Origin of the sequence: Flavobacterium sp. T12S277 (genome assembly GCF_048514875.1) — a bacterium.
Lineage (GTDB): Bacteria > Bacteroidota > Bacteroidia > Flavobacteriales > Flavobacteriaceae > Flavobacterium.
In genome coordinates this window covers 1-5,037 of the sequence record NZ_JBLYEG010000041.1, presented here as the reverse complement: position 1 = coordinate 5,037, position 5,037 = coordinate 1, and the positions used below count along the sequence as shown (strand labels likewise).

The following is a 5,037-nucleotide window of genomic DNA, read 5'->3' as shown; positions in this document are numbered from 1 at the left end:
GATGACAATAATCTTCCGATTGACTTCTTATGCCCTTTAATTTCGTCTCACAAACGCTTGTTTCAATATTTTTTTGGTTCATCATAATATTTTTCATTTTTTATTTGGATATAACTTAGGATGCCGTGTTCTGATGAACACATTATTACATATGGCATTATTAATGAAAAGGGCTTGATGCCTTTTTTTTTGGAATGACTTTTAACTTATTTATTTTAGAGATATACAGTCTATGTTTTCTTAACTGTACAAGCATAATTATAAATTGTTATTTAAGATAGACCTGTAGTGGTGTTATCGGAATGATTAATTCATAGCTATATAATTTGTGTATGCAGACAGGTAAGCATGTATATATGCAATTACGTAATCATGTATTTGTGTATGCGGGTATTCAATTGTATAAGCATATAGCAGTTTTGCATACTTTGCAAAAACGAAACATTAAATATAAATGCTTTTAAAACTTTAAAAATGCTTTTATGCAAATCCTTAGATTTTTGCAGACACATTTCTGCCAAGGCTCACAAGAATGAGTGAACCTATAGACAAACCAAGAAAAATAATATTTTTCCAAAGAAAACAGAAAAACGGAAAAAAGAAAAAGAAAGCAGTTTGAAAGGACGGGATGCAGATCGGCCAAAAGGAAACGGAATAAGTCCCGAAGGGTGGCTTGTGAGGGACGAGCAAGATATTATGCCGTAGTCTTTTGGCTGGCCAAGCTATCCCGCACTACTTTGGTTTTCTTTTTATTATTTCTCGTTTAAATGCTTATTAAAAATATAAAATCCAACCCGTTCAAAGCCTCGGCAATTCAATACCCGCCACATTCAGCCAATTAAAGCCACGAAGTGTCGCAATAGGAAATGTATAAGCCAAATGGGTGGCTTCTGTCGCAAAATCAGGAATCATGAAAAAGGAAGACGCAAAAAAAGAACTTCAGGAAAATAAGAAAAGGCCGTTGACACCACCAAAACCTGAAGGCGAAAAAAAGAAAGAAATTAAAAAAGGTAACCAAAGTGAGAAAAGGCCCTTTATGCAGGTAGATAAAAGCGGAGACGTGATTTTCAATTTTCTGTCGAATTTTCTGAGACAGCTTAAAAATCCGACCAAATCAGAATTGGGAAAACTCTTGGGCAGGCTATTGTTTATAAAAATTGAGGAAAATGAAAAAGAGCCTCAAAAGCCTTCGGATCTGATTGGCCCGGTAAAAACGGTTTTTTGCCATGTAAATAATCCTGAGGGGGCTGTTGAGAGTCCCAGCCAAAACAAATCACTAAGCCAGCGAACAAGCCAGTCTAACAATACTGCGCTCAATCAATCGTAGGATTAAGGAACAGGCAATAAATAAATCAAGAAAACCCAAGTTAGGGATGTAGTACAAAATTTAAATGTCCTGCCTGTCCGAAGTACTATATCCAGTGATACGGCTTGTCCTTACGGTTCAGGTAACAGTACAATTCTTCCTTTTTAAGTTCAGGAAAGAATCTTAAAGCTCGATCAATGGCATAATTGGGGAGAAAATAAATCTCGTCACGGACTGCCTTAATTACTTTATCATATCCATAGAAACGCACAAGCTCATCTATTTCCTGCTGACCGCCACGTTCTACGATACGGGCAATAACTGCCTTATAAGCTTTCTGCCAGTTAAGCTTGTCTATATCTGTATCCCAAAAAAAGCTGGATTCAAAATCAGGTGCCGGCGTTTTATCTTTTAGATTCATAGCATTAAATTTAATGAATTGTTTTTAATTAACCAAGCCTTTAACGCTTATATCCTCCTCCTTTGCTCCTTTTTGGAGGAGGTATTTTAGGTATTGCAAAGTCCTTGGCAGGATTTAGCGAAGCTTGTTTTAATCTGTCTGATATTTTTGACCATTTGTGTTCTTTACCTTTGAGCATCTTAACGCCAAATTCTTTTATAATGTTGTCGAAAAAAGTTAATCCAACAAGAGCTAAGGCAGGATCTCCATTGTACTTTCTTTGATAAGATTCCAAATACTTCTTCAGCGGGTGATGATCTAAAAGGAAATACATATCTACAAAATCCTTAATTCTTGTGCCGTTTCGAAAGATTGCATGAAGTTTCATCGCTCCGATGTCCAGTATGGATGCTAACCTCACATTTTCGATTGTCTGTACGGGTCTTTGCCAGGCATATTTATGGGTTAGGATATCAACCTTTATACTGCCTATTTTTATCATTAGCGTATTTGTATCTATATTTTCGACCTTTAAAGTAGAATGTGATTTTTTTAGGTGGCTTAACATGGCCAGGACATCAAAATCCTTTACAGTGAACAAGTCAATATCAATACTTAAACGGTGTCCGATCTGAAGACTCAGCGAAGTCCCGCCGACGAGATTAAAATCATTCAGCATTTCATCTTTCATCAGCATTTGGAGCAGTTCCCACATCTCTTGGCTGACTGTTTCTTTGTGTAGCATAATTTTCGTTTTCGGAAAATTAATCTCGAAAACGGAGCGTTATTCCAAAGTGTCCTCCAATGGCTTTACTTGGCTTTGCTTTGCTTTCAAATGTCAGATGCATAATTCAAAGTTGGACAGTATAAGCCAAATGCTACCCAATCCTTCCATATCCGATTGTCACTGCAAGTAATAAGCTACTATTGCTTTTTAAATTTTTTAAAAGGCACAAGAAATAATAGCTATGGAAAATAACCGCAAAATCAATAGTCATAAAGGAGGCAGACCTTCCAAAATAGATCCCGCCGTCCACCGCTATTCCATCAGTCTTACTGCAGAAGAAAATGCCCGCTTCCTGTCCCTGTTTGAACAGTCTGGAATGAATGTAATGGCACACTTTATGACGGCGTGCATTTTTCAAAAAAGTATCAAAACAATTAAGATCGATAAAGCGACAATGGACTATTATATGCGCCTGACTTCTTTCTACAGCCAGTTTAGGGCAATCGGGGTAAATTACAATCAGGTTGTCAAGATTCTATATCAAAAATTTTCCGAAAAGAAAGCTTCGGCATATCTGTACAAGCTGGAAAAGCAGACAATAGAATTAGTTATTTTATCCAAAAAGATTATTCAGATAACAGAGGAATTTGAAATAAAGCATCTTAAAAAATAAATATTTTCCATTGTTTTAAACTTTTAATAAAGCCAAATGCAGTCATTCTCTTCCATATAACACAGTAAATAGCAGAGATAAATCATTGCGTTTTAAGTTTGTTGTAAGACTGTGAGAACCGCAGTGTCGAAATTAATTTAATAATGTGTGTTATGGAAGTTTTAAAGGAGGAACTATTTGAAAATGATGAAATTAAATCAAAAATATATGAAGATTTAGAAAGAGAAAAAGAACAAAAATTCGTAAATTTAATGATTGAAATTATTGTATCATTAACATTAAAAGAATTATATGAAGAGGGCGATTAGATATTTAAGATTTAGCCAGTTGGGACAAAGCAATGGCTCAATTGAAAGACAGGAATTGTATACAGATCAATATTTGCAGTATAACAATATTCAGTTGGTGGATTCTTTTATAGATAGAGGTAAAAGTGCCAAGACTTTTGATCGCCCGGATTTTATAAAACTTCAGGCATTTATTGCCAAACATTACAAATCTGTGGACTACCTTCTTGTGGATCAGCTTGATCGTTTCAGCAGGGATGCAGGGGAAGCTATGAATCTGGTGAAACAATTCCAAAAAAAATACGGCATCCAGATTATCAGCGTTACAGAAGGAATAATCTTTGATTATGATACGCCTGGAAGCTTTTTCAGGGCAGGATTACAATTACTGCTAGCTGAAGAAGACAATATCAACAGGAGCATCAAAGTTCGTGGAGGACTCTATACTGCCCGTGCCAAAGAAGGGCGTTTCCTTACCAGAGAGAAACCTTTTGGCTACAGCAAGGTTGGTGAAGGAAAACAGCGCCATCTTGAAGTAAATGAGACAGAAGCTAAAATTGTTCAATCAATTTACGAGATGTTTCTCCGTGATGTACCCTTATACAAAATCAAAGAAATGGCCTATCAGTCTGGTTTTGATAGAAAAGGGAACATGGCTATTGACCGTGTACTGGCAAATCCTGTTTATGCAGGGCTTGTAAAGGTTGAGCAATTTAAGGATTTGCCGGGAGGTCTTTTCCCTGCTATTCATGAGCCAATTGTTGATAAGACTACATGGACAATGGTACAGTCCAAAATGAAAAAGGCTGATAAGATAAAAGTAACCGTTGATGATGAAATACCACTGAGGGGTGTTGTAAAATGCCATTGTGGAACTCCATTGACTGGTGCGCCTTCACGTGGTAAATCTGGTAAATACTTCTACTATTATAAATGCAAGCATTCAAAGCATAACAATATAAGTGCGATAAAATCGCATGAGCAGTTTTTAAACGCCTGTGATTTGATGAGTGTTCCTGAAAGACAAATTAAGGAGATCAGAAATGGAAGTTACTTATCAATTGAACAGGAAGTAAAGGCAAACCAGAAAAAAGCCTTAGACAAAAAGCATGAACTCGCAGAAATACAAGAGCGATTAAATGCGGTGGAAGAAAAATGGTTTAAGGATGAAATAAACAAGGATACTTATGAAAGATGGTACTCGACTTACAGCGATCATATTCTGACACTTACTGGTGCAATAGAGAGACTAAGTAAAAATCATGGGAAAGCTTTCGAAATTCTGGATAGTAACTTGGATTTGCTGGGTGATGTACGACATGTCTATAGCAGTGCAAACACTCTTCAAAAACGTGAGTTTGTAAACATGGTGTTCGATGGCAACTTATACTACCAAGAGGGTATATATCGAACACCTACAATGTTGGATATATTTTCTCGTAATGCCAGTAAAATGGAGGAAAAAGGATATCTTATATACAAAAAAAAGAGGGAAAACCTTTCGGTAATCCCTCAAAGTGGGCGATGAGGGGTTCGAACCCCCGACCCCCTCGGTGTAAACGAGGTGCTCTGAACCAGCTGAGCTAATCGCCCTATTTTACTAGGTTGCTATCGTTTGTGATTGCGAGTGCAAATATACAGCTA

6 protein-coding genes and 1 tRNA gene are annotated in these 5,037 nt (G+C 36.7%); 4 read left to right on the top strand and 3 right to left on the bottom strand.

The features are described 5' to 3' along the window. The first annotated feature begins 910 nt into the window (after positions 1 to 910). Complete coding sequence (locus ACN1CN_RS22470) at positions 911 to 1,327, top strand: hypothetical protein (protein ID WP_419137883.1); 417 nt, start codon at positions 911 to 913, stop codon at positions 1,325 to 1,327. An 85-nt stretch (positions 1,328 to 1,412) separates the two neighbouring features. Here the strand turns inward: ACN1CN_RS22470 and ACN1CN_RS22465 are convergent, their stop codons facing one another. After that, positions 1,413 to 1,727 carry a DUF6922 domain-containing protein gene (locus ACN1CN_RS22465; protein ID WP_419137881.1) on the bottom strand — a complete coding sequence of 105 codons (315 nt, stop codon included), beginning with the start codon at positions 1,725 to 1,727 and terminating at the stop codon, positions 1,413 to 1,415. 40 nt (positions 1,728 to 1,767) lie between these two features. Next, entirely contained in the window at positions 1,768 to 2,451 is a 684-nt protein-coding gene (locus ACN1CN_RS22460; protein WP_419137879.1) for a nucleotidyl transferase AbiEii/AbiGii toxin family protein, read from the bottom strand. Between the two features lie 223 nt (positions 2,452 to 2,674). On the opposite strand from ACN1CN_RS22460, the gene mobA reads away from it, so the two are divergent. The 3 genes from mobA (at position 2,675) to ACN1CN_RS22445 (ending at position 4,921) form a co-directional block, all read left to right on the top strand. Beyond that, entirely contained in the window at positions 2,675 to 3,106 is a 432-nt protein-coding gene (gene mobA / locus ACN1CN_RS22455; RefSeq protein WP_419137877.1) for a conjugal transfer protein MobA, read from the top strand. 152 nt (positions 3,107 to 3,258) lie between these two features. Further along, a complete protein-coding gene (locus tag ACN1CN_RS22450) occupies positions 3,259 to 3,414 on the top strand; it encodes a hypothetical protein (RefSeq protein WP_419137875.1) in 156 nt (51 codons plus the stop codon). Continuing rightward, positions 3,398 to 4,921 (top strand): recombinase family protein, encoded by a 1,524-nt coding sequence (locus ACN1CN_RS22445; protein WP_419137873.1) that lies wholly within the window; start codon positions 3,398 to 3,400, stop codon positions 4,919 to 4,921. Before ACN1CN_RS22450 ends, ACN1CN_RS22445 begins: the two co-directional genes overlap by 17 nt. Here the strand turns inward: ACN1CN_RS22445 and ACN1CN_RS22440 are convergent. Next, positions 4,912 to 4,986, bottom strand: a tRNA-Val gene (locus ACN1CN_RS22440). The two genes, ACN1CN_RS22445 and ACN1CN_RS22440, sit on opposite strands and share 10 nt — an antisense overlap. Positions 4,987 to 5,037: the final 51 nt, after the last annotated feature.

Bases quoted from the DNA above. Each gene is read 5' to 3' on its own strand.
- ACN1CN_RS22465 (WP_419137881.1), bottom strand. From the start codon at position 1,727: ATGAATCTAAAAGATAAAACGCCGGCACCTGATTTTGAATCCAGCTTT.
- mobA (WP_419137877.1), top strand. From the start codon at position 2,675: ATGGAAAATAACCGCAAAATCAATAGTCATAAAGGAGGCAGACCTTCC.
- ACN1CN_RS22445 (WP_419137873.1), top strand. From the start codon at position 3,398: ATGAAGAGGGCGATTAGATATTTAAGATTTAGCCAGTTGGGACAAAGC.
- ACN1CN_RS22460 (WP_419137879.1), bottom strand. From the start codon at position 2,451: ATGCTACACAAAGAAACAGTCAGCCAAGAGATGTGGGAACTGCTCCAA.
- ACN1CN_RS22470 (WP_419137883.1), top strand. From the start codon at position 911: ATGAAAAAGGAAGACGCAAAAAAAGAACTTCAGGAAAATAAGAAAAGG.
- ACN1CN_RS22450 (WP_419137875.1), top strand. From the start codon at position 3,259: ATGGAAGTTTTAAAGGAGGAACTATTTGAAAATGATGAAATTAAATCA.